Annotated in this window: 24 protein-coding genes; 4 read left to right on the top strand and 20 right to left on the bottom strand. The window is 67.8% G+C overall.

Going from position 1 to position 25,617, the window contains the following annotated elements:
- Positions 1 to 49: 49 nt before the first annotated feature.
- From SGFS_RS09130 to SGFS_RS09115, 4 genes are all read right to left on the bottom strand, one after another.
- On the bottom strand, positions 50 to 724 hold the full coding sequence (locus SGFS_RS09130; protein WP_286249291.1) for a hypothetical protein: 675 nt from the start codon (positions 722 to 724) through the stop codon (positions 50 to 52).
- 69 nt (positions 725 to 793) lie between these two features.
- On the bottom strand, positions 794 to 1,684 hold the full coding sequence (locus SGFS_RS09125; RefSeq protein ID WP_286249290.1) for a hypothetical protein: 891 nt from the start codon (positions 1,682 to 1,684) through the stop codon (positions 794 to 796).
- A gap of 406 nt (positions 1,685 to 2,090) precedes the next feature.
- Positions 2,091 to 2,459: a hypothetical protein gene (locus SGFS_RS09120; protein ID WP_286249289.1), complete on the bottom strand. Its 369-nt coding sequence runs from the start codon at positions 2,457 to 2,459 to the stop codon at positions 2,091 to 2,093.
- A 111-nt stretch (positions 2,460 to 2,570) separates the two neighbouring features.
- Complete coding sequence (locus SGFS_RS09115; protein ID WP_286249288.1) at positions 2,571 to 2,708, bottom strand: hypothetical protein; 138 nt, start codon at positions 2,706 to 2,708, stop codon at positions 2,571 to 2,573.
- Positions 2,709 to 2,839: 131 nt separating this feature from the next.
- Between SGFS_RS09115 and SGFS_RS09110 the strand changes: the two genes are divergently transcribed.
- On the top strand, positions 2,840 to 4,198 hold the full coding sequence (locus SGFS_RS09110; protein ID WP_286249287.1) for an AlbA family DNA-binding domain-containing protein: 1,359 nt from the start codon (positions 2,840 to 2,842) through the stop codon (positions 4,196 to 4,198).
- Positions 4,199 to 4,390: 192 nt separating this feature from the next.
- Here SGFS_RS09110 and SGFS_RS09105 read toward each other — a convergent pair whose 3' ends face one another.
- The 3 genes from SGFS_RS09105 to SGFS_RS09095 all read right to left on the bottom strand — a co-directional run bounded on the left by SGFS_RS09105 (position 4,391) and on the right by SGFS_RS09095 (position 9,717).
- Entirely contained in the window at positions 4,391 to 6,595 is a 2,205-nt protein-coding gene (locus tag SGFS_RS09105; RefSeq protein ID WP_286249286.1) for a caspase, EACC1-associated type, read from the bottom strand.
- Between the two features lie 8 nt (positions 6,596 to 6,603).
- A complete protein-coding gene (locus tag SGFS_RS09100; protein ID WP_286249285.1) occupies positions 6,604 to 6,993 on the bottom strand; it encodes an effector-associated constant component EACC1 in 390 nt (129 codons plus the stop codon).
- A gap of 693 nt (positions 6,994 to 7,686) precedes the next feature.
- Positions 7,687 to 9,717 carry a CHAT domain-containing protein gene (locus SGFS_RS09095; protein ID WP_286249284.1) on the bottom strand — a complete coding sequence of 677 codons (2,031 nt, stop codon included), beginning with the start codon at positions 9,715 to 9,717 and terminating at the stop codon, positions 7,687 to 7,689.
- Between the two features lie 687 nt (positions 9,718 to 10,404).
- Between SGFS_RS09095 and SGFS_RS09090 the strand changes: the two genes are divergently transcribed.
- Both SGFS_RS09090 and SGFS_RS09085 read left to right on the top strand, forming a co-directional pair.
- Positions 10,405 to 11,286, top strand: a complete 882-nt coding sequence (locus tag SGFS_RS09090) for an HNH endonuclease (RefSeq protein WP_286249283.1) — start codon at positions 10,405 to 10,407, stop codon at positions 11,284 to 11,286.
- 83 nt (positions 11,287 to 11,369) lie between these two features.
- Positions 11,370 to 11,597: a hypothetical protein gene (locus SGFS_RS09085; protein ID WP_286249282.1), complete on the top strand. Its 228-nt coding sequence runs from the start codon at positions 11,370 to 11,372 to the stop codon at positions 11,595 to 11,597.
- Positions 11,598 to 11,790: 193 nt separating this feature from the next.
- Here SGFS_RS09085 and SGFS_RS09080 read toward each other — a convergent pair whose 3' ends face one another.
- From SGFS_RS09080 to SGFS_RS09030, 11 genes are all read right to left on the bottom strand, one after another.
- Complete coding sequence (locus tag SGFS_RS09080; RefSeq protein WP_286249281.1) at positions 11,791 to 12,561, bottom strand: hypothetical protein; 771 nt, start codon at positions 12,559 to 12,561, stop codon at positions 11,791 to 11,793.
- Between the two features lie 97 nt (positions 12,562 to 12,658).
- Positions 12,659 to 13,801, bottom strand: coding sequence for a hypothetical protein (locus tag SGFS_RS09075; RefSeq protein ID WP_286249280.1), 1,143 nt, complete (start codon positions 13,799 to 13,801; stop codon positions 12,659 to 12,661).
- A gap of 145 nt (positions 13,802 to 13,946) precedes the next feature.
- Positions 13,947 to 14,645: a hypothetical protein gene (locus SGFS_RS09070; RefSeq protein ID WP_286249279.1), complete on the bottom strand. Its 699-nt coding sequence runs from the start codon at positions 14,643 to 14,645 to the stop codon at positions 13,947 to 13,949.
- A gap of 28 nt (positions 14,646 to 14,673) precedes the next feature.
- Entirely contained in the window at positions 14,674 to 15,195 is a 522-nt protein-coding gene (locus SGFS_RS09065; protein ID WP_286249278.1) for a hypothetical protein, read from the bottom strand.
- A complete protein-coding gene (locus tag SGFS_RS09060; RefSeq protein ID WP_286249277.1) occupies positions 15,192 to 16,763 on the bottom strand; it encodes an ATP-binding protein in 1,572 nt (523 codons plus the stop codon). The genes SGFS_RS09065 and SGFS_RS09060 overlap by 4 nt, the downstream gene beginning before the upstream one ends.
- A gap of 27 nt (positions 16,764 to 16,790) precedes the next feature.
- Entirely contained in the window at positions 16,791 to 17,243 is a 453-nt protein-coding gene (locus SGFS_RS09055) for a DUF6238 family protein (protein ID WP_286249276.1), read from the bottom strand.
- Between the two features lie 34 nt (positions 17,244 to 17,277).
- A complete protein-coding gene (locus SGFS_RS09050; protein WP_286249275.1) occupies positions 17,278 to 18,750 on the bottom strand; it encodes an SCO6880 family protein in 1,473 nt (490 codons plus the stop codon).
- Between the two features lie 137 nt (positions 18,751 to 18,887).
- Positions 18,888 to 20,279, bottom strand: coding sequence for an SCO6881 family protein (locus SGFS_RS09045; protein ID WP_286249274.1), 1,392 nt, complete (start codon positions 20,277 to 20,279; stop codon positions 18,888 to 18,890).
- A 27-nt stretch (positions 20,280 to 20,306) separates the two neighbouring features.
- Positions 20,307 to 20,996 carry a hypothetical protein gene (locus SGFS_RS09040; RefSeq protein WP_286249273.1) on the bottom strand — a complete coding sequence of 230 codons (690 nt, stop codon included), beginning with the start codon at positions 20,994 to 20,996 and terminating at the stop codon, positions 20,307 to 20,309.
- The gene (locus tag SGFS_RS09035) at positions 20,996 to 21,304 is read right to left on the bottom strand and encodes a DUF6112 family protein (protein ID WP_046913952.1); all 309 of its coding nucleotides are present in this window, start codon (positions 21,302 to 21,304) and stop codon (positions 20,996 to 20,998) included. Before SGFS_RS09035 ends, SGFS_RS09040 begins: the two co-directional genes overlap by 1 nt.
- Positions 21,305 to 21,391: 87 nt before the next feature.
- Positions 21,392 to 22,534, bottom strand: coding sequence for a C40 family peptidase (locus SGFS_RS09030; RefSeq protein WP_286249271.1), 1,143 nt, complete (start codon positions 22,532 to 22,534; stop codon positions 21,392 to 21,394).
- 580 nt (positions 22,535 to 23,114) lie between these two features.
- Here SGFS_RS09030 and SGFS_RS09025 point away from each other — a divergent pair.
- Positions 23,115 to 23,873 carry a DNA-methyltransferase gene (locus tag SGFS_RS09025; RefSeq protein ID WP_097250330.1) on the top strand — a complete coding sequence of 253 codons (759 nt, stop codon included), beginning with the start codon at positions 23,115 to 23,117 and terminating at the stop codon, positions 23,871 to 23,873.
- 555 nt (positions 23,874 to 24,428) lie between these two features.
- Here the strand turns inward: SGFS_RS09025 and SGFS_RS09020 are convergent.
- The gene (locus SGFS_RS09020) at positions 24,429 to 24,980 is read right to left on the bottom strand and encodes an ImmA/IrrE family metallo-endopeptidase (protein WP_159083194.1); all 552 of its coding nucleotides are present in this window, start codon (positions 24,978 to 24,980) and stop codon (positions 24,429 to 24,431) included.
- On the bottom strand, positions 24,977 to 25,510 hold the full coding sequence (locus tag SGFS_RS09015) for a helix-turn-helix domain-containing protein (RefSeq protein WP_107443189.1): 534 nt from the start codon (positions 25,508 to 25,510) through the stop codon (positions 24,977 to 24,979). Before SGFS_RS09015 ends, SGFS_RS09020 begins: the two co-directional genes overlap by 4 nt.
- Between the last annotated feature and the right edge of the window lie 107 nt (positions 25,511 to 25,617).

Raw genomic sequence — 25,617 nt, 5'->3', positions numbered from 1 at the left:
GGGCAGCTCCTGTCGGGGCAAGGGACGGCAGTTGGGGGTCAAGCCGAGGTCATTGGGTGCGTGGCGACCGGGGCGGGGAGGCGCTGGTGGGTGGTTCGGACGTCGCGCCGACGGAGGGCGCGGTCCGCTGAGTGCCAGCGTGTGGGGAAGAGGCGCGGGCGGCTCGGCGTCGGTCCGCTTCCGGGTTCCAGGTGGCGGGCGGCTCGCTGTTCGCGACCGCGTCGTTGCCGAGGACATCGCTGAGCGGCTCCCCGGTCCGCAGGGCAGGCACCTCGTCGCGGTACTTGGGGTCGCTGAGTTGCACAGGGCACGCGGCGATCATGTCCTCGACGACCTCCAGCTCCTCTTGGACGTCCCGCAGCATGCGGCTGGCGGCGGCCAGCCGTGTCCACGTCTCGAAGGTCGGGTTGTGGTGCGGGTTCTCGAAAGTCAGCCGGGCTCGGGTCCAGTCGGCCGCTGCGGCCACGAGTTCGGTCAGCTGGGGGAGGGCCCCGAGCGCTCCGTTGAACTCCTCGATAATTCCAGCGATCTCATGGGGAGTTGCTGTCTCCGTGATCCGGGCGATCATCCCCGGGACGGAGTACGGGTCGACCGACGGGTGCGGCAGGCGTCGGGCCTGCAGGGACGCGTCGGGGCCGGACGCCTTGCCGCCGTAGGCAAGCCGGATGTTGTGCTGCATCGCGGCGCCTACGGCCTCGCCGATGCTCGGGTAGAACTCGGGCACTGTTCCTCCTTGGGCGGGTGTTGGGTCGGTGCCGGGTGGGTTGGACAGATCCCTCGGACCTTGGCCGGTCTAACGGGTCCGAGGGCTTGTGACCTGCGGCGCACCTACGGCTGTACCGACCTCCGGAGACGGAGTTCCGAGCGCCGAAGACGCCTTGGCCCTGTCCGCCGCGGGTGACGTGGCGAGAGCCGCGTTTCGTGCGTCGGGCGGGGCTGGGGACTGCGTCTGTGCCCCGGTGTGGTCCTGGCGCGAGCCGCTGACACGGTGCAGTTCGCGTCCCGCTCCGACGAGTTCCGATTGCGCCGCGCTGACGAACTCCGCGGCGAAGCCGAACCGGTCGGCGAGCGCGTACAACTCGTCGTCGAGGTCGGTGATCTGTTCGCCTGCCGTCTCCAGAGCTTCCCGGAGGCGTTCCAGGACGCCGTGTTCGGGATGAAGGAGGTGACCGACCGCCTGGGCAAGGTCGGCACCGTTCTCGGCGGCCCTGATCTGGTCGGTCAGCTGGAGGACTTCGGCTCCGGCGGTGTAGAGCCCGAGAGGGTTGGCCGGGCTGGTCAACCGGCTCGTGTCGAGGTCGGGGTCCAGATCGACGCTGTACCGGGCGGCGCGGAGCATCTCGGCTGCGTGGGAGGCGATGGCGACGAGCTCAGCCTGCGGGGTGGTGGTCGTCAGGCGGTGGCGGCGGCCGTACCAGTCCTCGATCTGCTGGAAACCGGCGTGCTTGAGAAGCGTGGCGGACAGGTCGTCGCTGGCGCCCTTCGCGGAGACGCTGCCACTGGGCTCTGCGCTGATGGTGATGTTGTGGGCAGGCACGTGGGTCTCCTGGGCGCGGGGTGTTGGGTGTGGGGCTGGGGGCAGGTGGCCGAGTTCGGTGGCGATGCGGTGGCACTCGGTCTGGAGACGGAAGGCGTCGCGGTAGGTGTTGTGGAAGCTGCCGTCCTCGCGGGCGAGGGTGGCCACGACGTGCACCTGCCGTACGCGGTCAGGTCGGGGTGCCGGGGATCGGAGCGGACCGAGCAGAGCCACACCGGCCGCTCGGGCGCTCGGGTCCCGAGGCGCTCGACGGGTGCGTCGAGGGTGCGGGCCAGATATGCCAGCGCGTCGGGCTGGGCGAGCATCTCGATCGGGGCGCCATGGCCGTCCCCGGCGATCAGGCGGGGGCTGGTGTGGTTGCCGCGCTCGCCCGGCCCGTACAGATAAGTGAGCAGACCGGCGGTGTGGCTGGCGCGCTGCAGGTGGGCGATCACGGCGTCTACCTCGAAGGGGGAGTGGCGAACGGGAGCCCGGGTGGCCGGGCCGTCAGTGAGAGAGGATCCGAGGAATCCGCGATTTGGCCCGGCCGACGATGGGTGATAGACGCCCCAGGTCACCGCAGCTCGTCGAGGCCCTGGTCGTAGGCGAAGTCCGCGCAGGCGGAGCGCGCGAAGTACGCGTCGTTGTGCAGCTGGGCCCAGCAGCCGTCCTGGTGGATGACGGTGGTGACGATGACGAGATCGTCCGCGCCCAGCAGCATGGCCTTCTCCTGGTTGAAGTCCTTGGCTGCCTCGCGCAACAGGTCGCGGGTGAAACTGGCTTCCAGGTCTGAGTGGGCGGCGAAGTGACAGTCCAGGTCAGAGCGGTCGAGCATGGAGACCTTCACCGCCTTGCCATCGGCGAGCTTGTTGACGAAGGCCCGCTCGGACGTCGTCAGCGTGCACGGCACCACCAGCGTCCATTCCACCGGCTTGTGGGCCATGGCCCGGTTGAACGACTTCTTGATCGAAGTGCGGCGACCCTTAAGCGAACCGGGGAAGCCATCCGGGTGGTACTTCAGCTGGAAGATTCGCAAACCAACGTCAGTGGTGACCTAGACGTCGATGCCATCGTCGCCACCACGCCCATTGACCACGATCACCTTCCCGGTGTCATCGAACATCCGGTGCAGCAGCGCCTCGACATGCCGGTCAAAGGCCGACTGCCCGATACGGTCCCACTCGATTGCCACGTCACTCGCCTCCCTCAGCATCGTCACACGCCGGTACGACAATGTGGCGGAACGCGCTATGCGCGAGCTCCTGCTGGTGGATCCGCTTAATCCTGTGACAGACAGGGGCGGTTCGGGCAGCATCTGGCGTCATGGTTGCTCTTCGCTCCCGCCGTCTGGAGGGGCTCTTCGGGGTCCTGCTGGACGCGGTCTCGCACGCTCAGATCGCCGCTCTGAAGATGAACGCGGTCTCCGAGTCCTACGACCTGGAGTTCAAGGGGGAGCTCTACGGCGGCAACGACAAGGCCAAGCGGGACCTGGCCGGTGACGTGGCGGCCCTGGCCAACACCGCCGGCGGAGTCCTCCTGCTCGGAGTTGCCGAAGACGACCAGGCCCGGGCGACGGAACTCCCCGGGGTCGCGCTCAGCGACGCTGAGGTGCTGCGGATCCGCAACATCGTGGCCGACCAGGTCCACCCCCTGCCCACCTTCGACGTCAAGCAGATCGAGGACCCGGACAAACCCGGTCACGGGATTCTGATGATCGCGGTGCCCCGCAGCCCCTCCGCTCCGCACGGAGTCCTGGTCAACGAGGGCCTGCGCTACCCCCGCCGCAACGGCGCCAGCATCATCTACCTGACGGAGGCTGAAGTGGCCGCCGCCTACCAGGACCGCTTCGCACGTCGCCAGTCCCGCCACGACGAACTGCTCCGCTACGAACGCGACCTGATCGGCCGCCTGGACGTGAGCGACCAGACGTACGTCGTTGTCACCCTGGTCCCAGACCTCAGCGGGGACTTCACCCTCGACACCAAGGCCCTGCGCGCCTTCCAGCAAGAGACTCGGGACAAGGACCTGCTCGTCATCCCACGCGGGGCATACGTCCGCCACGTCACGGTAGGCAGCCGCCGTCTGCTGGCGCACGGTGGCTCCGAGCCCGCGATGGCCAAATGGATCGCGTGCGAGCTCCACCAGAGCGGCGCCGGCACCTTCGCCGCCCTCGCCGCCAACCGCACCGACCTCGCCCAGCCCGGCCAGGTGGACGAGAACACCACTGTCAGCCGGATCGAAGACGAGGACCTGGTCCTCGACATCTGGTCCGGACTCCGGCTCTTGGCTCGCCACGCACGGGACCGAGCTGCCGCAGGAGGCACCGCCACAGTCCGCGTGACCATCGTGCCCGTCAACACTGACCTTCCTGCCGAGCTGCGCCACCCGCGCGGACATGCCAACTTCGGCGGCAGCCTTGGCACCCACCAGGTGACCGAGTCACCCCAAGCGACGTCCGTCTTCGACATCGACGACCTCGCCGAAGACGGACCTGGCTTGATCGCGGCCGCCTCTATTCTCGCAGCTGGCCTGATCCAGCACTTCGGCTACCCGGAAACCCTCCAGATCACCACTGACGGCGTCATCCGGACCAAATACTGGAGTTCACAGCGCTACGGCCCTGGCGTGCAGCAGTGGGCCACCCAGGCCAACGTCGACATGACGGACGACACCGTCGATTGAACACCTCTGTCGCGAATCTTGAGGATGGCAGTTAATGATCGTGAAAGGTGATCGCCGTTTTCCTCCATGGTCAAAGCGCCGCAGCGATTCGGGAACGGTAGCGCCTGAAGCCTGACACACATCATTTGCCAGTGGCGCCTTTTGGATATTCTCTGAGAAAACTTCCTCGAAGGCGATCGGAAAATTTTAGTATTACTTCGTCACGGATGGGCGGGGGCCGGTGTCCAGTGCGTAGATAGACGCGTCATAATCTCTGCCGGAGTTGTAGTCTCTGGCGAAAACTACTCCATCAGCAATCATCACTGAGAAGATCCCGGTGTCGGTCTTGAATGCCCATAGCTTTTTTCCGCTAGCTGCATCCAGTGCGTACACATGCTTGTCCGTACTGCCAGCGTAAACGATTCCATCCGTCACCGCTGGGGTCCCCATCACGTCGCCTCCGGTAGCGAACATCCACCGTTTCTTCCCGGTCGAAGCGTCTATCGCATGTACATTGTGGTCGTCGCTCCCGAGATAAACTACTCCATTAACGATCGCGAGCCCACCGCTGATGTATTCGTTCGTGGGGATCCTGTACGTCCATCTTTTCGCGCCTGTTTCAGCGTCCAGCGCGAACACCGTCTCCTCCTGATTGACTACGTACATCTTCCCGTCGGCCACGACGAACGGCGGACTGTCGACTCTTGGGATCGGGAAGACCCACTTTTGGGCCCCGGTGTTGACATCCAGGGCGTACAGGCCCTGACCTCCTTTGCTGGCGACGTACAACAATCGGCCCGCCACTTGGGGCGAAGAGCGGATCTGGTCGCCTTTGCGCGTGCTCCACTTCTGCTTTCCGGTCGCGGCATCCACCGCGTATACGTTGCCCTTGGCGTCGCCGCAGTACAGAACACCGTTCACCACCGCAGGCGACGCGTCGATTGCCGACTCAACGGCAAGAGCCCACTTTCTCCTGCCGGTGGTGGCGTTCACTGCGTACACGTGAGGGCTCCCCGAAGATGTCCCGACGTACACCACTCCATCGACTACGACCGGCGCCGTAGAGACGGTTCCGACGTCCAGGGTCCATTTCTGCGTTCCCGTCGTGGCGTCTACTGCGTACAGCTGGGAGTATTTCCCGCCGAAGTACACCTTTCCGTTCGCCGCCGTGGGGGGTGAAATGGCGTAATCGTTATGTTTATAGACCCACTTCTGTGTGCCGGTGGCAACAGTGACCGCATACAGGTTGTAGTCGTCGTTACTGGTGTACAACACTCCGCCGACCACTGACGGTTCTGCAGTGGGGCCTCCTCCGGCGGTGAAACGCCAGCGCAGGCGCCACTGGTCGGGTCCAGGTTCATCGTCGCGGCTGAGGATGACGGCAGTGGTGATCCCTCCTGCGGCGGCTATCGCAGTCCCCACTTGCAGTACGCGTCGGCGGGTCATATTGGGAGCGTCACGTCGTCCGGTGTGGGACGAAATACGTGAGCGGCGTGCCTCGGCCCGGGCTGAAGGAATGGTGGGGGGAGGACCAATTTGCGCACGTGCAGGCAGAGGCGTCTCTGGCGTTTGGGGGGCTTCGGGCTGTGAAGGTGCGGTGGCGCGTGAGTTCAAGGGTGCATGCATCCGTGGTGGCTGGTGGGCACGGTTGTACACCCAGTCGTGTAGGACGACGCTGTTGTGTCCGAACTGTTGGGGTTCGGGACTGTTTTTCGTCCGCAGCCGACGGCGCACGAGGCGCCACATCCGGTCTGGACTCAGGGTCGGCCCGGCACCCTCGATCCCGTGATCCAGAATATCGATCATCTCGCCGGTGAACTCGGGATACCGGGCCCCCGGCGGTGCGAATGATCGCCCTGTCTTGGGTGCAGAGGTCAAGACGCAGCTACCGTAGCCGTCGGTCTCGTCATCTATGTCGTCGGAGTGATCCTGATCAAGCAGTTGTGCCAGATCCGGGCGGGCCAGGGTGCCGGCGCCCATGCCGCCAGCCAGGCCGCTGTAACAGCAGTCCAGCAAGGTGATCCGGCGCCGCGCTTTGTATCCGGCCCGGCCCACGACGAGGCGCAGTGATGAATAGCTGAGACTACCGATCTCTGGGTGGTCATCATCGGCGTCGGCCAACGCCAAGTAGAGCTGCTCACCACTGCGGTCGCGCAACCCGTGTCCGGCGAAGTACACCAACAGCGTGTCGGTGCATTCGCTTGCCGCGTCCCGAATGGCCCCGAGGATGGCGTCCCCGGATGCGTCTGACCCAAGCACGGTGACGTGCGTCGCTGGCAGCCCCCACACCGAGGGGTCACGCAGCAGCTGGGCCAGCCGCGTCACTCCTGCGGCGACTGGGGGGAGAGGCTCCAGCCGGGTGTACGCATGAACGCCGACTAGTACTGCCCGGCTCGCCTTCGGGTCAGGAACTGCCATGGTTGGCCCTATACCAGCGGGGTGGAGTCGCCCGTTTGCAGGGCCCGGGCGAGTTGGGCGACGGCCTCTGGTGATTCGCCTTCGATGGTCGCGCGCACCCCATTACGCTCGACAATCAGTCGCGTTGTGCCGCGGAGTCTGCTCGGCAGCGAGGCGCGGAAGGCCAGGTGCGCGTAGACCAGAGTGGCTACGGAGAAACCCGACGACGTCGCTAGCGCGATCCAGGCCACGGCGTCTCCGGACATCCCACCGTCACTCGACGGTGGACGGATCTTCCGAATGTCAGCATGCGCACCAACCGAACGGTCCTCGACCAACCAGTCCGCGAACTCCCTGGTCAACTCGGCCGCCGTTGCATCTTCGACATCGGCGCACTCCACCTTGATGCGAAATTCCATGCCCCCCACTTCCCAAAAAGGCAGCTCAAGTTGGTGTTCAGCCGCTCACTGTAGGACGGTACCCAGCGTCCTCGCAGCGTTTCCCCGGATGAGATCCCTGTGTGATCGTCGGACGCGATCGCCGTTCGCTGGGGATGGCGTCGGACCTCTTGGAAGCTGGCATCGGGGAGAGCCTCGCGCTCCTCTGTCCCAGGTTCGCGACCGAGCCGCGGACGTAGTAGCCCGCCAGCCTCTGACCGCGTCCTGGACGGGTGCACGGCCCTCGCGGTCCCCTTCTCTGAGTGCGGTCGCGGAATGGGCCGCCGACCGGCCGGACGCAGGGCTCGCCAGAGCCGAGATGCCCCGAGCCGCATCCCTGTCTCCCCTGCCAGCTACCGTCCCAGGCTACTTTCTGCCGAGCTCCTCAACGGCTGGGGCGCCCCCCTCGACACGGCCATCCGCGCTCATCTGCGCGACCGTGCCTGCCCGAAAGAAGAGGGTGGCCGTGGAACGAGCTGGCCGCCCCGTTGATGGAGATGGTGGCTGGCAAACCCTCTGCAGTGCGGTCTGCACCGACGACAGCTCCATTCCGCAAGGTGCGATAGCCGGGATTACCGGCAAACCATGAGGGATCATCCCAATTCCGCCTGCCAGCTTGGGCGGCTTGTGCGCTGGCGATGCCTGGCCCCCGTAGCCCCTTGCGTGCACCATCGGTCATTCCAGGAAGGCGGCGCTTCCCCAGTCGAAGATGGTGGGCTGCCTGAAGCCGTCCAAGGGCTCGGCTACCAGGGACCCGATACCACGGTCACCAAGCTGACCGGCCAACGTGGCCCAATCCTGTTGCAGATCGCGCAGAGCGTTGGCGAATGCCTCCGCGTAATCGCTTCCGTCAGCGAGTTCGATTGCGAGGAGCGCACCGAAAACGGTGGCGGCATCTCCGTCGACTGGCCACAAGTGGCCAATGACCGCTTGGTCGGGTCCGACTACGGAACGGGCGATTCCCCGGTCGTCATAAGGGCCTTGTGTGTCAGCGGCCGCGCTGTCACAGGTATTGAACACAACGAGTCGCCGGGTTGACGCTGGCGGCCGCGTCGCGCGGGCGAGGTCGTCGAGGAAGACGTATTCGCTGTCGCTGAGCACGACAGCAGATTGGTCGGGCGCGTAGGGAGGGTGCGACCCGTGCGCGACGACCCAGATGACGTCGTAGTCATCGCGCTGGAACTCGGCAAGGAATCGGTCGCGGGACAGGTCATCGCCAGTGATTGCGTCGACAGTTTTACCAGCGTAGGAAAAAACTCTCTCCACGATGGCGGCTTCCGTACGAGCTGACGGTGCATCACCACACCACAACTGCACTCGTTCCACAGGACGGTCCGGCAGCGGTGCTCGCAAACTGACGGCCAGCGGAAGGGCCGGTCCTTGCGCGCGGGCCAGCAGCGCTTGCACCGGGGTTAGGCTCGGCAGCAGTGAGATAAAGGCGGCGGCGTCCTCGCTAAAGGCGAATTCCACGAGATCCGCTACGTCGAGATGGGCGTGCAGGGCGTCGTGCAACTCCTCTGCCTGGGTCAGATCTTTGCGCCCGGTGGCAGGATGAGTTAGTGCGGTGTCGCCTTGGCCGCGGGTAACCAAGGCTTTCCCCAATGCCTTATTGAAGGCCGTGGTGAGACGGTTACCCGAGTCCGGGAGGTCAGGTGATGGGGCCGAACCTGGCCGGAACCAGACCTTACTTCCGGCGTTCGCCAGCGTAAGGCACCGGTCGTTGCGAGCCTGATCCGCTGGTACACCCCGCCAGATGCTCAGCAGTTGGGTCAGGTGCAGCGCGTCACCTGACTGGAGAAGCCGGTACTGAAGCTGGCCCAAAATGGAGAAAATGATGCCTCGATCGCGTGACACCTGCGCCGGATCGCTCTCGCTCTCCACTATGGCGATGACCTCCTCCACCTGCTGCAACAATTCAGGCAGGACGGCGTCACCCTCGTTCTTGGGCATCCCCAAGAATCGACTCACCTGAAGATTCAGGGCGGCGAAGGGATTCATGGAGACATGTTGTGCCGCCCACGCCGCGATTACAGTGGGGTCGCGATGGGTCACCGGGGGCCGTTCCCCGGCCAGAAAGGCAGCCATGGCCCCCGCGAGAGGGTGAGTAGGATTGGCCAGCAGGAGAAGCTCCAAGGCGTGTCCTAGGAGGCACGCCGGCCGGCGCAAGTCCTGCCAGACCAAATGTTTTGCCAGGTGAAGGGCAGCCTCCACCACATGCTTGTCCCCGGTCGGCAAGGCGCGGGCGCAGATGGAGAATACAGGTGCACGGAAGCCCTGAGCCAGGTGCTCGCCGGTACTGTGGTTATTGGCCAGATAGAACACCATCGGCGCCAGCAAGATGACGATTCGCTCCACGGACTTGGCCCAGTGCGGGTCTTTGAGGGCCCGGTCGACCGGCCCCAAGTCAATGTCGATCGATCCGCCCTCGTTGTCTGATGTAGCCACCGCCCGATGCAGCCACTCCCACATGGCTAAGGGTTGCGCACACTCGAACGCCAGCCGCGCGGGGGCCCAGCAGACGCCCAGTGCTAGAACAACACGCGCCCCTTCAGGAACCTGGGGAACGACAGCTGGAACACCTCGAATGTCGCTCAGGAGCGCTTTGGTGAACTGCTCCCACACGTGGGGAGTGTCCTGAAGGTGATCCTGTTGAAGTCGGATATGGGCAAGTAACTGCGCCACACTGGTCGGATCCGTGGGATCCACGTCCAAATTGGAAGGCACGTCGAGGTATCCGGCAGCGGAAGGAAACAACTCATCGGGTCGCACCTGCGTCAGACTCGCTCTCTGCCCTGCAGGGCGTTGCACTCCCACACCTGACTCGGCAGTTGGGCCGAGTGGGCTGGCGAAACGTCGGTCAGCCCGACACGTCCTACCCTATCGGCGTCTGTGGCTGCTGTTGTGGGCGTCTGCGCCCGCTCTAGCAGGCTGCGCTGGGGTGTTGACCAGCCGGTGACATGCGCCCATCGCTGGACGGCCAGCGCACGAAGACTGATCTGTGACGAACGCGGCACTGTATTCGAGATCGTCACCATTGCACTGAAAGCAACGACGTTGCCGAGGCCGTGGCCGAGCTTAGATTCACGAGCTGCGACCGTGATAGCACCGCGTGATCAGATGACCCAGGCACGCCCATCGTCCCAGGGCATTCCGCAACTTTTGATAGTGGAGCTTACCGGCAACTCCCAAAGGGGTGCTCCTTCTATTAGGGGCGTTACGGGATGAGGTGTATGGCCAAGCCGTAGGGTTTCGTCGGGGGTTAAGGATTTGCATGGACGGAATGGTCAGGTTGACTCGAGTAGATCTGGCGGTGTGTCAGTTGCTTGGGCTGCAGCCCGGCGAGATGCTGGATTTCCCAGGTCGGAGCGGCTTTGACCACCTATCGTCAGTCCGGTGAGCGACTTCAGCCCTGGTGCCCGCCTCTGCAAGATCCTGTTCGGTCGCGCGACGGGTTGCGCGTACCCCGACTGCTCAGAGCCTCTGATCGAGGAGCACCGTGGCCACCAGAGCCCGAACGTAGAGGTGGCGCACATCCGGGCCGAGAAGCCCGGCGGGGCTCGGTACGACCCGAACTTCACCAAGGCCAACGGCAAGCTCAACGGCGAGGAGAACCTGCTGCTTCTGTGCCTCAAGCACCACAGGTGGGTGGATGCCCATGAGGAGTCCTACCCGACCGAGGAGCTGATTGCGTGGAAGGCGCGGCAGGTTACGGAGAGCCACGGTGCCGGCCTGAGTGCAAAACAGTTGGATCAGGTCGTCAAGGCGTTCACCACACCGAAGGCCGAAGCGGAAGCGGTCGGTGCCAGCAGTGTTGGCATCGTCACCAAGATCGAGAATCTCAAGGACGTTAAGCCGGTCAACGTCGACTCCGTTGAGTTCTTACCCGGGGTGCGGATCTCGAACGTGGGGGCCATCGACTTCACTGTCGATGGCGTGGGCTTTGATCTCGACCTCGACGGACAACTTTCGGCCTACCTGTTCCCTCCGGCGCATCGCTTGCATCAGCCGGTGAGGCGACTGCAACCACAGTCGAACAGTGTTTGGATCGCAGACGCCGACGACCTCCGGAGACTAGCCAAAGAGATGATCAAGATGGCGCGGGTGCCCACTCGGTTCCGTGCCTTCGGGGATCTCGGATCAGGCAGTCGAGTCCACGGCCCGTGGGTGTCGTCCCTGCACCTACCGGTTTGGGAGGGCCACGTGACTCAGGAGTGGCTGGACGGGTTCGTCGACCTCGCCAAGCAGACGCGGGCGCAGTTGGGGCGGGACACCTGAAAATAGAACATGCATGCGCAGCAAACCGCTTCGAGCGGAGGCCCCTGAGATGCGGCCCCAGCCGCCCTCTCAGAGGCTGGGGCATGGAGCGACGTGTAGTCGTCTACCCGCCCGACGAGCGCGGGTGGCGCAAGGTTCGATATGACGGGCAGATCCTCGGGACCGCCTACCAGGCGGGTGACGTGGTCGAGTTCCTGCGGGAGGCCGGCCACCCGGACCCGGACGCCGTGGACCTCACGGACAAATACCGCCCATTCCGCCGGGAGTTGGGGACGGCGATTCACTCTCTTTCCCCTCTGTCTAGCTGCTAGAACGGCGGACCAGCGGCCCCGAAGTCCTCGCGGGTCTTGAGCCGATGGCACGGGCGGAAAAGCGGTTGAACGTTCCTGTCTGTGTCCGTCTCGCAGAGCTCCCCTCGGCGGTCGCTCGGGCTGGCATTCCGCAAGTTCTGATAGCCGGGATTACCAGCAACGGCTATGGGAACTGCTCCTTACGGGAGTTGGGTCAGCGGTTACGGGAGAACGCGATGCGCGGGTCCACCGGGCGGGCCGCCGGGCCGGAGGCGGCGGGCACGGCCACCGGCGCCTTACCCGGCAGGCCGGCGCGGGCGGGACTGGCGGCGAGCGCGGCGGCGCTCATGGGGAACTTGTGAGTGGTGAAGCCCTGATCGCGCTGGGGGCGCGCTGCCGTCGTAGGCGCGGGTGAGCGGCGCGCGGCTACGTCCTGGGCGAGGAGGGGCTCCACGGCCACCTGGAGGTTGGCACGATGCATCGCCAGCGTGGCAGTGGCGACCTTGTCGAGCGCCTCGCTGCGGTGCGTGGTGATGGGCAGCGTGTAGATGAGGCTCGGTTTGTGTCGCCAGCCGTGCTCTTCCAGGATGAGCGGGCCGTCGAGAGCGGAGGAACCGTCGGCGGTGGCGGCGACCACGCCGAGCTGCGGGTGTTCGGCGAACGCGACGTCCGGCTCGACGCGCGGGGGCCGGTCGGGGGCGGGCGCTGGTCCGGAGGTCGGCGAGGGGTCGAACGCGGTGTCCACGTCGACCCGGTAGCCGGCCTTGCGCAGTAGCGCGACGGCCCGGGTGGTGCGGCCCTGCCCGTCACGCTGCTGGTTGGCCAGTGCGTACAGGTTGGGGTGGTCGGGGACGGGGTGGAAGTCGAATCCCTTCAACATCCAGGTGCTTGCCGCCAGTTGCTTGGGGTTGGCGGCGACGATGCCGAGGTCGGGGTGGCGGCCGACCGCGATGTCGGGAAGCGGGTCGTGCTCGGGGGTGGGCATGGCGTGTCCATCCGATGGGCGCAGGGGGAGCGGGGCGGTCGAGGGCGGGGACGGTTCTGCTGGTGCGGGACATGGCGGGCTCCAAGCTGGGCAGCGGTCAGCGACCGGGCGCGGACGAGGGCCGGGCGGGTGGCAGGGAGGCAGGTGCGGCTGAAGCGGACGGCGGCGCGGCCGGGGTTGTGGGTGCGGTCGGCGAGACCGCGAGAGCGGCGGCGACCCGGGACGCCGCCGGTTCCTCCGGGGCGACTTGGTCCACCCGGGCCTGGAGCCTGCCGGGGTGGTCGGTGTGCCGGTCGGCCAGGACGCCGCGCATGGACCGAATGTCCAAGGCGTAGGAGTCGAGCTTCTGGGCGATGTAACGCAGCCGGTTCGCGTAGTGGGGATCGGCGGGTTCGCCCAGGCCTTCCCACCAGTCGGCCGTCGTGTTGAGGGACTCCACGACGCGTTGGAGAACGCCGTCACCGGGAGCGGTCAGCTCGCTCAGTGCGGCGACGACTTCGCCCGTGTGCGCCGCCGACTGGATGGACTGGGTCAGGTGGCCGAGCCGGTCGCCGAGGATGAGCCCCTGATGGTCAGGGGGCGGCAGGCTGGGGTCGAGGAGGCCGGGATCGCACGAGACGTCGAAGCCCTCGGCCTGAAGCATGTCGACGGCCCGGGTCACCATCTGTCGCTGCTCGACCGGGTCGGTCATGGCGGAGGGCAGCCGGTGGAAGCGCTCGCGGAACAGCACGACGGGGACGAAGCCCGCACGGTGGAGCACCGCGTCGGCGCCGCTCTCGTGGGCAGGTCGCCGTGGTTGCGGTCGGGGCGGCAGGCCGAGCTGGTCCAGGCGAGTGTCGATGGCGGCGAGTAGGCGGGGGATGCTGCCGCCGTGTCGGGCGTGGGGACCGTCGGGCTCCGAGTCGTAGATCACTTCGTGGTGCGTGGAGTCGTCGGGATGCCCGCGCGTTACCAACCAGCTCCCTGGATACCCGGGTGGGTGGTCGGTGGGCGGTTCCTGGGGTGGAGAGATGATCAGGGCGCTGCCGTCGGGAAGTTCGGCGTGGACGATGTGGTCGCTGAGGCCGTACTCGACGGTGCAGGACAGTCCGCGTTGCCGAAGCGGCGTGATCAGGTGGCTGTACGGGTGGTCATGCTCCGACGTGCCAGCGGCGGCTTCCTGGATGAAGGGTTCGCTGGTGCGCGCCGTGATGCGTGTGCCCTCCCGCTGGAGGGTGACCAGGGTCTGATCGGGGCGCATGTGGGCTTCTCCGTAGCCGGCCGTCCCCAGGGGTCGACGGCGGTGGGAAGCCGCAGCCGGGCGGGGGCCGGTAGGGGGTAGTGGCGTTCGTTGAGGATCCGGCGATCGTGCGGTTTGGCCTCGCCGGAAGTCGGTGCTAGAGGCGTCAGCGCGAGCGCCGCACGGCAGGGGGCTCTGACGCTGCCGAGGCGGACGGCGAAGCGGCAGAGGCATCGTGCCGACCGGAGGTGGATCGGGCCAGGGCCGCCTGGACGCGCCCCGTGTGCGCGGACTGGTTGACCCCGATCCGGTCGGTCAGGTGATCGGCAGCCCTGGCCAACGCCGCTCCGCTGTAGCTGAGTTCGTCGGCGTAGTGCCAGCCTTCGGAGTTGCGGATCTCGCGGGCTCGTTCCTCGTAGAGCTCCCGCGACCCGGGCATGGACCCCTCCATGAGCGCGATGACCTGATCCCACTCGCGGCGGATCTCGCCCGCTCGCTCCAGTACGGAGTCGATCCCGCGCAGGCGCAGCAGGTCGGCGCTGATCGGGCCGTCCATGTAGTCGGCCGGTTGCGTGGCGGCCCGAACACCGGCGAGGACTTCGGGGCCGTGGGCCAGGAAGGTCTCGACGTGCTCCCAGGCGGTAGCGTCCCGGGCCACCTTGCCGTCGGCGTAGCCGGTCTCATCGACGGGCCACCCGTCCTCGTCGCAGTACGAGTCGGAGACCGCGTCCCACTGGTCCGAAGCCTGCCTGATGCCGTCAGCGGCGGAGGCCAGGGCCTGGACACGCGCCCGCCATGCCGCCCGTTCGTCGGCATCTTGCGGCTGGCGATCGGGGGTGGCGGAGGAGCCGGGAGAGGTTGGCATGGTCGTTACTCGTTTCTGTACGGGTGCCTCACCGCGAACGCGGCAGCGAGCGCGTGACGGAAGGTGGGACAGGAGATGGAGCGTCGTTCCGCTGGCCGGGGGAAGTTCCCCGGGCCGACGCCGCTGGCGAGAGACGGGCTGCTACTGCCGCTTGGTGCGACCGGGAGCGGATCTCGTGGTCGACGTTCTCCGCGACGAGATGCAGCTCCTCGCCGAGGTCGGTCAACCGGGAGGCGATGGCGTCCAACTCGGACGCGCTGCTTCGGGCACCGTGGACGCGACACCACTCGGAGGCGGTCTCGAGCATCTGGTGCAGGCGGGCCACCGCGCCGAAGTCCTCCGTGACGGCCTCGCGGAACTGGTCGGTGAACTCCTCGGTCCGGGCAGCGGCGAGGCGGTCGTTCCCGTCAGTTGCTGGTGAGCCACCGTCCGGACTCGTGGCCGGGCCGGTCGTCGGGTGGCGCTGGAGCGGTGCAGCGTTCTCGACCGCACCGAGCCGGAGACCGGGGGCGGGCCCGGACCGGGAACCCGAGACCTCACGGGGGCTCACTGCCGCGCCTCCCTGATCGATCCAGGAACTGAGGACGCGTCAGGCGCGGTGAACTCTCGGGGGTCTGCATGCATCCGGGCGTCCGTGTCGAACAGTTCGCGCTCGGCCGGATGCAGGATGTGCTGGGTGATGAAGCTCCGACCTGCGACTTTCCACAGGCCCCGTCCCTTGGTCAGGGCGGACACGGCCTGGGTTTCGATACCGGTCAGGCCGAGCAGCGACGCGGCTGCGGCGAGCTGGTCGGGCTCCTGGCGGTAGATGATGCGGGTGGAACAGTCGGCGAGGAGGCCCTCGGCCAGCACCCGACCGCGCGAGCCGGCGTCGCCCGCGCTCAGCAGATCGCTGAGGCGGTGGATGACCATCAGGTTGGCGATACCGAGCCCTCGGCTGAGCTTCCACTGGCTCTGCATGCGCTCCAGCAGGCCGACGTGCCTCATCACGCGCCACGCCTCGTCGTAGATCACCCAGCGTCGGCCGCCGTCCGGGTCGGCGAGCGCGGACTCCATCCAGGCGCTCGCGCAGGTCATCGCGAGGACCAGCGCTGTGTCGTCGCCCGAGCCGCCCAGGCGGGAGAGGTCGATGGACAGCATCGGGGTTGTCGGGTCGAAGGCCACGGTCGAGGGCGCGTCGAACATGCCGCTCAAGTCGCCGTGAACCAGACGGCGCAGTGCATGCGCGAGGTCCTGCGCCGCGGCCCCCATGCGCCCGGCCTGGTCGCCGAGAGCCCGGTCAAGGTGCTCGGGTGAGCCGAGGGTGTGCGCGATCTTGCCGAGCAGGGGCACGGTGCCGCCTGCCTCGGCTTCCGTGACGACCAAGTCCAGCGCGAGATCGAGGGCCGTGTGTTCCATCGGCTGGAGATCGCGCTTCAGCACGGTGCGCGCGAGGCCAGCCAGGAGCAGGAGACGGCGCTTGCGGACCTCGGTCGACCAGTCGTCCTCGCTCACCGAGGCGGGCCGGGCCGGGGCATCCAGGGGGTTCAGCCTGCCCGGGAGCCCCGGCCCCAGCGCGATGCTGTAGCCGCCGAGAGCCTGCGCGATGGCCGTCCACTCGCCCTTGGGGTCGCAGGGCACGTAGACCCGGTAACCGTGGGCGATCGCCCGGGTGGCGATGGACTTGGCCAGCGCGGACTTGCCCATGCCGATGATCCCGGCCAGGACCGCGTTGGGGTTGGTGAAGCCCTCGACCCGGCCGCTGCTGTACAGCGAGAACGGGTCGTAGCAGAACGCGGTTTCCGCGTGGACGTCGCGGCCAATGAAGATGCCCTCCGCGCCCAGGCCGCCCTCGGCGAGGAAGGGATAGGCCCCGGACACGGTGGCGGTGGTCATCCGGTGGGCGGGCAGGCGGAGCTTGCCGCCGCGTGCCGAGGCCGGGCCGGGGCGTCCGGACGGCGGATAGGTCGGCCGCAGCTCCGGGTCGAAGGTCTCCTCGTCGCGGCGCCGGGGCGGGGCTCCGGCGAGGCGGGCCTGGCGCCGGGCCTCGGCGAAACCGGCGCGGGCGGCGCGCTGCTCTGCCCGCGACGCCTTGCGGGGGACGAACACGGGGGAGGCGCTGGCGCGGGTACGGGGCATGAACGATTCTCCAGACGAAAGGCAGGGTCAGTGGCGGACGAGACCGGTGAACGGAGCGTGGAGGTCGGCCGGGGTGGTACGGCGTCGGACCAGGTGCGCGGTGCGCTGGTGGCGCTGGCAGATGGTCAGCTCCGGTGCGCATTCCGGCAGGCCGGCCTGGCACGCCTCGCGGTCGGGGACCTCACCGGAGCCGGGCCGGGGGGCCGCGTGATAGGCGGCGTGGACGTGGTCGGCGGCCTGCCAGACCCGGGTGCGGGCGGCGCTGAGCTGGTCGCCCTCGATCGGCGTGAGCCGGCCCGTGCGGGCGGCGTGGGCATCGAGCAGGCCATGCAACGAGACGAGATGAGCGTGCAGGGCGTCCAGTTCCTCGCGGGTGGTGACGAGAGGACCGCCTGGCACGTTGAGCGCGCGGTGGAAGTCGAGCGCGGCGGTGGCGAAGGGCACGAAGTCCTGCGCGGTCGGGCTGGCGGTGCGGGACATGGCGGTGCTCTTTCGGAAGGGAGGAGGGCCGGCATCAGACGGCGAGGGCGAGCGGCACGGCGGCGGCGGTGAACGCTTCGGCCTGCTGCCAGGTGAGAGGCCGGAGGTCGAGCTGGGCGCCGACCGCCGCGGTCTCCACGACGGCACAGGCGGAACGAAGCTCTTCCTCGGAGTCGGCCGAGACGGTCAGCAGGCCGGTCAGGGCGACATCCGCGTGGCCCGCGATGAGCTGGCGCTCACGGGACTTGATGTCCTGGTACTCGATCGAGTCCGCTTCGGAGTCGACCTGACCACGCCGCGCCCGCTCGGCTGCGTCCGCGATCACACTGGCCTTCCTGCGCTGGACATCACGCAGGGCGGCGTCCAGCCCCTTCGGCTCGTACGACAGCGACAGGGTCCGCCGCACCCCGGCGGTGAACAGCAGCTGGTGCAGGAAGCCCGCCGACGTCTCGGTGCGGGGCCAGTTCTCCACCCAGTACGTGCAGTGGACGGCGGAGTCGGTCGCGATGTGGTCCGACTTCTCGACGACCACGACTGGGCCGGCAGCTGCGGGGTCGGCCTCGGGACGCCCGGAGGAGGACCAACGGTCCAGTGCGGCAAGGGCCTTGGGGTCGTACGCCGTTCGCACGACGGCCGCGATCTCGCGGGCGGTGAGCCAGCCGGTGGGGTTGAGCCCGGCGGTACGCGCGGCCTGGTCGAAGGTCGAGGTCAGCTGCGCCAGGACGCTGAAGGACCCGGTCAGACCGCCTCCGGCCTGGTTGATCAGGCGTCGCGCGGCCTTGGCGTCCAGCGAGATAGCGACGTACGCCTCGTGCGGCGCCGCGGCCGGGCCCGCGCTCTGGATCAGCTCGCTGTAGACCTGGCCGGCCACCGGGGCGTCGGGCTGGCCGTGTTCCTCCCAGTACCGGCGAAGAGCGTCGCCGGAGTCCGGGACGGTGCGCTCGATCACCTGGATGCGGGCGACCTGGCCGGTGCGGGCGAGCGCGGCGAGTGTGCGTCCCCAGCCGTTGACGTTGGCGTTCTGGGTGCCCGGGTCGAGCAGCGCGTAGGCGTGGGAGGACACCTTGACGACGGCGGTCAGAGTGTCGGTGTGGGGGTTGTGGATCGCGCCGTACCGGCGGTCGGGTGCAGTGACCACGCGCAGGCTGGCGGCGGTACCGGGCAGGTGGAGGAGTCCTTCGCGGACCGGCCGGCGGGAGGGGCGGACGAGCCAGATCAGCTGGCCCCGCATCCGGCGAAGCGCGTACCGGGTGACGATCGGAGCCCAGTCGGCCAGGGCCCGGCCTCGGTAGCGGACGAAGACGAGCAGGGCGATGGCGGCCCACAGCGGGATGAGTTCGAGAGCGCTGACCACGCCACGGGCGAGGATCACGGCGAGCAGGAGCAGGCCGGTGAGGCTCACGACGATCAGCTGCGGGGCGGTCAGGCCGAGCAGGATGCCGCGCCTGCTGCGATGCGGGAACTTCACGGTGGCCGTGGTGACTTCGGCTTGGCGGTTGTCAGACATGGCGGTTCCAGACAGTGGGAGCGGGCGGGACGAGGCGGAGGCGTGGCGCGCTTCTGGAGGTCATCGCAGGACTCCACCCGTGCGGTTGGGGCAGGGGGCGGGCTGGAGGGAAGCAGCCCGCCCCCGGTGGTGGTGGGTCAGGACCCCGACGGCGGCTGGTCGGGGTAGACCCAGCTCGTCGGAGTCGGGGAGCCGGTCGTCGACGGACCGGTGGAGGGCGGCGGTGGTGCGGCGGGACCGCCAGGCGGCGCGGCACCTACGCGAGTCAAGCTGCCGCCCGGAATCGACGCGCCAGCGGGCTGAGGAGCGGAGGGAGCCCCCTCGAAGCCTCCTGCTTCGCTGTCGGCAGGCCGTGTGATCAGCGCGGGGATGCCGGGGCGCTGGATCAGGGCGCGGCCCTTGTCACCGGAGGCGTTCGAGTCCTCGCCGTACCGGAAGCGGGTCTGCGGCTTCGGAGGTCCGGCGTCGATACCCTCCTTGCTCAGGTTTCCACCGGTGGGGTTGATGCCGGAAGCGACACCGTCGCTGCCCGCGCCGGGGACCTTGCTCGGCCCCTGCGGAGCGGGAGTGCCGGTGCTCGCCTGCATCGCGAGGCTGCCCGCGGTCTTCGCCGCACCTGCGGCGACCGCCATGCCGGCGACGCCGGTACGGTGCAGGTCGTCGTGTCCGCCGCCGTCACTCGCCCAGTGGACGAACTTGTAGGTGGCGTACGGGCAGAGCAGGACCAGGACCATCACGACGATGCCGGCCATCGCGTCGGAGAGGGCGGCCATGCCGTCCGTGGCATCGGACTTGCCCATGGCCGAGACGCCGATCAGGAAGACCACGGTCATCAGCAGTTTCGACACGACCAGGGTGGCAGTGGCCTCGATCCACCCCCTCCGCCAGCGCTTGGCGACCTCCCAGCCGCCACCGGCTCCGGCGAAGACGGCGAGGGCGACCATGATCAGGACTCCGACCTTGCGGGCGACCATCACGCCCCAGTACATGAACGCGCCGATCGCGCAGCCGAAGGCGACCAGGGCTGGGATGGCCCAGCCGAGGCCGTACATCGGCCCCAACTGGTTGACCTTGATGACGCGGCGGATCGCGTCGTCGACTGAGCTGTTGGCTGCTTGGAACAGGCCGTCGGACAGGGCGTCGACCACCGTGATGGCGACGGACGTGAAGGCGACGGCGCAGAAGGAGAAGAGAACGCCGGTCATCGTGCCGATCGCCGCTTGGGCGAGTGCGCGTTCGTCCCGCCGCCAGGCCGCGAGCATCAACTGGATGCAGAACGTGCCGACGGTCAGGGCGAGACCAATGGGCAACAGCAGCTCGTAGTTGTCCCGGAACCAACCGGCGTTGAGATCGATGGCGGTGGTCTCGTTGACGGCCGTGGCGGCGAGATCGGCCGCGCTGGCGGCCAGCTCACCCGCTGACTTCGCGATCCACGCCCCGATGCCGTCGGTGACGGTCCCGGAGGGGTTGGTGGCGAAGTCGACGGCACCGCAGACAGTGTCCATCAGCGGAAAGTCGCAGACTCCCATATCGATACCTCCCTTCAGAGGCGGGGGTCAGGGAGCGACGGCCGACAGGACACCGGCCAGGGCGCAGGGACGGGAGGGACGGCACTGAACCGCGAGGGTGGTGACTCGGTTCTCGGCGCCGCCGTGCGACGAGCCTTTCCAGGCGATCGACTGTTTGCCGGAGACCGTCACGGCGTAGACGTACGCAGTGGTGATCGCCCCGGGGTCCGCCTGCAGGGCCTGGGTGAACGAGTCGGGGAAGTGCGCCTCATTCACCTTGGCGGTGGCGAACTGGCCGTTGGCGGCCATCTCCTTCCACAGCACACGTGAGGGGACGAGCGCGTCGACCGAGGCGGTGTCGGCGTACTTCCTCTCGCTGGTCAGCCACCCGCGCAGGGCGGCCACTAGCTCGCGCTGGGAGTAGGCGCGGGCGTCGTACGACCACAGCGCCGCGGCTGCCGCCTTGCCGAAGGCGATCGGGTCGTGCGTGGACGGGGGAACGGGGAGTTCGCCGCGGCTGCCGTGCGGTCGTGACGAGGCGGAAGCAGAAGCGGTCGGGGAGGAGGGGGAAGTCGAACTCACCTGCGGTGCGGGAGCTTTGGAGGAGATCCTGCCGTCGCGGGTGACGTAGGCGGCCAGGCCGGCGAGGGCGACGAGCACCACCAGGACAGCGGTGCCGAGCAGCGCCCGGCGGCGCACGCGAGAAGCGCCGCCGGGGTTCGTGGAGCGGGAAGACATCAGCGGACCTGGCTCCCCAGCGTGCTGAAGAACGCCACCACGCCGTTTGCGGCGCCCAGCAGGAGGGCCGCGCCGGCGCTGACCAGCACGCCCTTCTTGCCGTTGGCCTCGGCCTGGTGGCCGCCGGAGTGGTGGCCCCAGGCCCACACGCCCGCACTGACGGCGAGCGCCCCGACCACGGCGATGATCCCGAAGAGGTTGATCGAGCCCATCACCTGCTTGAGGACCGACAGACCCGGCAGCCCGCCCTCGTTCGGCTTGATCCCGGGGTCGTAGGCGAGCTGGACGACCTTGTCGACTAGGTACATAGTTGTGAACTCCAGTTCGATTTAGTGCAGGCCAAAGCCCGAGGGGGCGAAGCGCCAGTGCAGGAGAGGGAGGGAGAGAAGCGCCGGTCAGACGACTCGGCGGGCCGCGAGAATCTGCGGCTTCCAGGACGCGAGGGTCGCGAGGCGGACCACGTCCCCGGTGCGCGGGGCGTGCACGATCAGGCCTTGGCCGACGACCATCCCGACGTGTTCCGGGACTTTGACAGTCCCTTCGGTGAAGACGAGGTCACCGGGCCGGAGAGCGTCCACCGATACCGGCTTGCCCTCCTTGACCTGCGTGTACGTCGTCCGCGTGAGGGTGACCCCGGCGGCCCTGTACGCCTGCTGCATCAACGAGGAGCAGTCGCAGCGGCCCATGGGGTCGCTCCCGTGGGAGTCGGTGCAGCTCCCGCCCCACTGGTACGGGGTGCCGAGCTGGCCGAGCGCCCAGCGGATCGCCGTCTGGACCTTGGGCGGAGCGTCTGCCGGGATCTTGTATCCGGTCGGCACCGCGCCGGGCGGGATGGTTCCGAAGTCGGTGCCGTCCCCGTCGGCCGTACAGCCGCCCGCGGTACTCGACGCAGCACTGGCCGTGCTGTCCGAGCCGGACGGCGAAGGGCTCGGCGACGTGCCGCCGGCCTTCGACAGCAGCGGCTCGATCGCCTGCTGCAAGGCGGTGGCAAGGGGCTCCCACTTCGCGTAAGCCTCGGGGAAGCCGGACCTCTGCACCGCCTGGGCGGCCTGGGTGACGGACAGGGACTGCCAGCCCGAGACCTTTTCCAACGCCTCGTAGAACTTCGTCGAGGCGTGCACCGGGTCGAGGATCTCGTTCGCGGTGCCCCACCCCTGCGACGGCCGCTGCTGGAACAAGCCCAGCGAGTCGCGGTCGCCGTAGGTCAGGTTCCGCAGGCCACTCTCCTGCAGGGCTGTCGCCAGAGCCACGATCTGGCCCCGGGCCGGGATGTTCATCGCGACGCCGGTGGCCTGGATGGTCTTGGCATTGGGAATCTGCTCGGCCGGGTCTCCTAGGCCCGGTACGGAGACCGTGCCCTTGCCGCCGTCCAGGATCGCCTTCACCTGAGCGGCAACGGCCGAGGTATCCACAGCCCGTGGACCACCGGTCGAGCAAGAGGCCGTAGCAGTCTCGGCCCCGACGGCGAGGACCGGAACGGCCAGCAGGAGCGGACCGGAGGCGAAGAGGCCGACGACCGCTCCGGTGGTTTTCTTCATCGCCGCCGCCGTTCGCCGGGGCGGACAGTCCGGCCGGGAAGCGGAGCTGGGTCAGAGCGTGGGCGTATCAGGGCGTGCTGCATCGCAGCGGCTCCTCGCGGTTCGTAGGAGGCGCGGTGTCGACTTCTCGTGCAAAGCCGTCGACACCGCGCCGATGTGAATCCCGCTTCTCAGGGCGGGCCCGGGGCAGGGGAGTTGGTAGCTCCCGGACGCCGGTTTCAGGTCATGCGCGGCAGCCAGCCGCGCTCGTAATCTCAGGCGGTGCACCGGGTCTCCTCACGGCTTCGAGAACAGGGAGTCAACGTGCCTTCCGGCCCGCATTCTTGGACGCGGAAACGCGGATCAACACAGGTCAGCAGGGGTGGAGCCAAACTCCGCCTCGGTGACGTGGCGAGACAGTAGACCGGGATTCCGGCCGCACCAAACGACTGGCGAACCGGGCCCGAACCACGGCACAGGCTCGTTAGGTGCGGCCGGAAATCGTGGCTAACCTCCGGCGCAACCCCGCTCCGACCGCATGCTGTTGACCGCATTCCGGAGCTGGTCCCAGTCCCGTCGTGCCCTGAAAGAGGCCCCGCACATGAGCTACACGCTGCACCGAGGCGACGCCCTCACCGTGCTGAAGACCCTCCCGGACGAGAGCGTCAACGCCGTCATCACCGATCCCCCGTACAACTCCGGCGGACGCACCAGCTCGGACCGCACCGGCCGCACCGCCCGCGCCAAGTACGTCACGGCCGGATCGGCGCACGACCTGCAGAACTTCCCCGGCGAGAACCGCGACCAGCGGAGCTATCGAAGCTGGCTGACCGCACTGCTCACCGAGGCGTACCGGGCCGCGACCGAGCACTCCGTCGCCATGGTCTTCTCCGACTGGCGCCAGGAACCCACCACGTCCGACGCCCTGCAGATGGCGGGCTGGACCTGGAGCGGAACGATCCCCTGGATCAAGCCCGCCAGCCGGCCCCGCAAGGGCGGGTTCAAGCAGTCGGCCGAGTTCATCGTCTGGGGCGTCAAGGGCAGCCTCGAAAAGGACCGGGACCTCTACCTGCCCGGCCACTTCATCGCCTCCCAGCCCCGCAAGGACCGTGTCCACATCACCCAGAAGCCGGTCGAGATCATGCAGCAGCTCGTGCAGATCTGCCCCGAAGGCGGCACCGTCCTCGATCCCTTCACCGGCAGCGGCTCAACGGGCGTTGCCGCCCTCCGCGAGGGCCGGCAGTTCGTCGGGGTCGAGCTCTCCTCGCACTACGCCGACGTCGCCAATGAGCGACTGCTGCAGGCAGCGCAACAGCACCTCACTCGTGAGGACTTCGTCTTGGCGGGGCCAGAGGAATAAAGACTAGGAACGGAGAACGGCTGGCCCGCAGATACAGAGCGAGTGGCTGGTGGCACGTGAAACCCGCGTCACCGGGGCTTTGAGAGAACCCCATCGCCGCAGGTGACCGAGGGTTCGTGGACCTGATCTGAAACGCTTGGCCCCGATCTGGAAGCGCTCAGCAGATCGCTGCAGGTCAGCAAGGGGTCCTTCCCGTCGCTTGAGCATCCGCTCTGACACTCAGCGCACCGCCCGCACAGCTGCCTCCACGGTGCCGGGGCTGGCCCCGCGGGCAACGGTGAACGCATGAGCATCGCTCTCACGGGAGTAGGTCGGACGTTGCTGATCGTTCTGCTGTCGCACGTCAGCAGAACGATCCTCCTTGAGCAGCTGCCCGATGGGACCGCCTGGCGCCCGCTGAGCGTTGACGTACCGTCACACCGCTCGTACGCGCGTTGTTCATCGCTGGCGGCAGCCCGGCATGCGCCACAGAGCCCGCCAACCGAAGTACTTGCCCGCTCCCGCTCCACGTCCCGGCGGTAATTGGCAGACCGACATCGCCTGTCTCCGGCGCCGTCAGCGGCCTCGGACCTGTTTGGCCACCCCAGTGGTGTTGTACCGGTACCGGGCCATCTCCTCGGTCACTCCGTAGTGCTCGGCGATCTGCGCCGGCCCCCACTGGCGGCGGACTGCGCCGAGCAGCAGGGGGCGGGGAAGCATGAGTGTTCCGCCAAAAGCAGTGGCTTGTTCTTCCTCGTCGGGGCGGCAGGTCCTGAAGGGCATGCCATTGACTTCGCGGATCTCGGTGAGGTCATGCTTCAGGACGAGGTGGGAGAGCTCGTGGGCCACGTCGCTGGCCCTGCGACCCGGGGTTCGGAGCGGGTTGGTGACGACGATGTTCCTGCCGGAGACCTGGAAGGTCGCGGCGGAGAACGCGTACGCCTGAACCCGTTCGAGTTCTTCGAGCCGGGTGTGGCTGACGAGCTTCTCGGCGCTGACGATCTTGACCTTGAGGTGGTCGGCGAGGTCGTCGACGTTCAGAGCATCGGTGTCGCTGAGATCGAGTTCGCGGCGCAGTCGGAGGGCTTCTCGTTCGGCGTTGGCCTTGAAGCCTCGGGGGAGGGTCACAGTTCGCCTGCTTCGACGAGTCGTTCGAGTTCGGTGTTCATGTCGGTGAGCAGGTCGGCGAGCCGCTGGGGGACGCCAGGACGCAGCACCGAGGCAGCCCGGAGGTGGCAGGCAAGGGCGGGTACGGCGGGGACCGCCTCCTTCGCGAGGGCGTCGTAGAGGTCGCGCAGAACAGAGCTGATCTTGTTCGCCGCGTCGTCGGTGAGCCGAGGGTCTGCGTGGAGGTGGGTGATGGCCTGGTCGAGGGGCGACACCTGGCGGGTGGCGGTCGGGGTGAAGAAGCGGCTCGGGGAGACGCCGAGCCAGGCGCAGAGGCGGGTGAATGTGGCGAGGTCGGGCTGGGCGCCGGCTTCGACCCGGGTGAGGGTGCTGAAGCTGACACCCGCTTCGGCGGCGGCCTGCCGGAGGGAGAGGGGGCCGCGGTGTTCCTTCAGGAGGCGTCCGAGTTCGGCGATGTCGAACTGTTCGACAGCGTCCGGTCCGGTCGTTTCGGGGTCCGGGAGGGGGAGCTGGCTCCGGTCGGGGCTCATACGGGCAGCGTAGCGCGCAGCAATACGGCGATGAAGCTTGACTGCATCGATCCTAGGTGATCACACTGGACTCACTGACACTTTGCTGAATCAGTAGGGTGCTCCTG

It is taken from the genome of Streptomyces graminofaciens, assembly GCF_030294945.1.
Taxonomy (GTDB): domain Bacteria; phylum Actinomycetota; class Actinomycetes; order Streptomycetales; family Streptomycetaceae; genus Streptomyces; species Streptomyces graminofaciens.
This window is presented reverse-complemented; position numbering and strand designations above follow the sequence as displayed.

Excerpts from the sequence above, each read along its gene's own strand:
- SGFS_RS09120 (WP_286249289.1), bottom strand. The coding sequence starts at position 2,459 with ATGGCCCACAAGCCGGTGGAATGGACGCTGGTGGTGCCGTGCACGCTG.
- SGFS_RS09110 (WP_286249287.1), top strand. The coding sequence starts at position 2,840 with ATGGTTGCTCTTCGCTCCCGCCGTCTGGAGGGGCTCTTCGGGGTCCTG.
- SGFS_RS09105 (WP_286249286.1), bottom strand. The coding sequence starts at position 6,595 with ATGGCAGTTCCTGACCCGAAGGCGAGCCGGGCAGTACTAGTCGGCGTT.
- SGFS_RS09100 (WP_286249285.1), bottom strand. The coding sequence starts at position 6,993 with ATGGAATTTCGCATCAAGGTGGAGTGCGCCGATGTCGAAGATGCAACG.
- SGFS_RS09085 (WP_286249282.1), top strand. The coding sequence starts at position 11,370 with ATGGAGCGACGTGTAGTCGTCTACCCGCCCGACGAGCGCGGGTGGCGC.
- SGFS_RS09080 (WP_286249281.1), bottom strand. The coding sequence starts at position 12,561 with ATGCCCACCCCCGAGCACGACCCGCTTCCCGACATCGCGGTCGGCCGC.
- SGFS_RS09075 (WP_286249280.1), bottom strand. The coding sequence starts at position 13,801 with ATGCGCCCCGATCAGACCCTGGTCACCCTCCAGCGGGAGGGCACACGC.
- SGFS_RS09070 (WP_286249279.1), bottom strand. The coding sequence starts at position 14,645 with ATGCCAACCTCTCCCGGCTCCTCCGCCACCCCCGATCGCCAGCCGCAA.
- SGFS_RS09060 (WP_286249277.1), bottom strand. The coding sequence starts at position 16,763 with ATGCCCCGTACCCGCGCCAGCGCCTCCCCCGTGTTCGTCCCCCGCAAG.
- SGFS_RS09055 (WP_286249276.1), bottom strand. The coding sequence starts at position 17,243 with ATGTCCCGCACCGCCAGCCCGACCGCGCAGGACTTCGTGCCCTTCGCC.
- SGFS_RS09050 (WP_286249275.1), bottom strand. The coding sequence starts at position 18,750 with ATGTCTGACAACCGCCAAGCCGAAGTCACCACGGCCACCGTGAAGTTC.
- SGFS_RS09045 (WP_286249274.1), bottom strand. The coding sequence starts at position 20,279 with ATGGGAGTCTGCGACTTTCCGCTGATGGACACTGTCTGCGGTGCCGTC.
- SGFS_RS09040 (WP_286249273.1), bottom strand. The coding sequence starts at position 20,996 with ATGTCTTCCCGCTCCACGAACCCCGGCGGCGCTTCTCGCGTGCGCCGC.
- SGFS_RS09035 (WP_046913952.1), bottom strand. The coding sequence starts at position 21,304 with ATGTACCTAGTCGACAAGGTCGTCCAGCTCGCCTACGACCCCGGGATC.
- SGFS_RS09030 (WP_286249271.1), bottom strand. The coding sequence starts at position 22,534 with ATGAAGAAAACCACCGGAGCGGTCGTCGGCCTCTTCGCCTCCGGTCCG.
- SGFS_RS09025 (WP_097250330.1), top strand. The coding sequence starts at position 23,115 with ATGAGCTACACGCTGCACCGAGGCGACGCCCTCACCGTGCTGAAGACC.
- SGFS_RS09015 (WP_107443189.1), bottom strand. The coding sequence starts at position 25,510 with ATGAGCCCCGACCGGAGCCAGCTCCCCCTCCCGGACCCCGAAACGACC.